Annotated in this window: 1 pseudogene; it reads right to left on the reverse strand. The window is 63.8% G+C overall.

Features of this window, described 5'->3' with window-relative positions:
- A pseudogene (locus JMF90_RS39175) lies at positions 1–677 on the reverse strand (NADH-quinone oxidoreductase subunit F); the annotation flags it as partial.
- Positions 678–734: the final 57 nt, after the last annotated feature.

Genomic DNA, 734 nt, shown 5'->3' on the forward strand with positions numbered 1-734 from the left:
AGGAACGGCACCGCGGCAAACGTCTCGGTGTTGTTGATCGTGGTCGGCTTGCCGTACACGCCGAAGCTCGCCGGGAACGGCGGCTTGAAGCGCGGCTGGCCCTTCTTGCCTTCGAGCGACTCGAGCAGCGCCGTTTCCTCGCCGCAGATGTACGCGCCGTAACCGTGGTGCGCGTGCAGCTGGAACGAGAATTCCGAGCCCATGATGTTGTCGCCGAGGAACCCGGCCGCGCGTGCTTCATCGAGCGCGGCTTCGAAGCGTCGATACACTTCGAAGATCTCGCCGTGGATGTAGTTGTAGCCGACGGTGATGCCCATCGCGTATGCGCCGATGGCCATGCCTTCGATCAGCGCGTGCGGGTTCCAGCGCAGGATGTCGCGATCCTTGAACGTGCCCGGCTCGCCTTCGTCCGAGTTGCAGACGAGGTACTTCTGCCCCGGGAACTGACGCGGCATGAAGCTCCACTTCAGGCCGGTCGGGAAGCCCGCGCCGCCGCGGCCGCGCAGGCCCGACGCCTTCACGTCGGCGATCACCTGCTCGGGCGGAATCTTTTCTTCGAGAATGCGGCGCAGCTGCTTGTAGCCGCCGCGCGCAACGTAGTCTTCGAGGTGCCAGTTCTCGCCGTTCAGACCAGCGAGGATCAGCGGTTTGATGTGACGGTCGTGGAGGGACGTCATTTCGAGAGCTCCTCAAGCAGCTGGTCGATCTTCTCGCGGCTCATGAAGCTGCACATT

The organism is Burkholderia sp. E168m23 (assembly GCF_016586125.1).
In the GTDB taxonomy this organism is placed as follows: Bacteria; Pseudomonadota; Gammaproteobacteria; order Burkholderiales; family Burkholderiaceae; genus Burkholderia; species Burkholderia orbicola.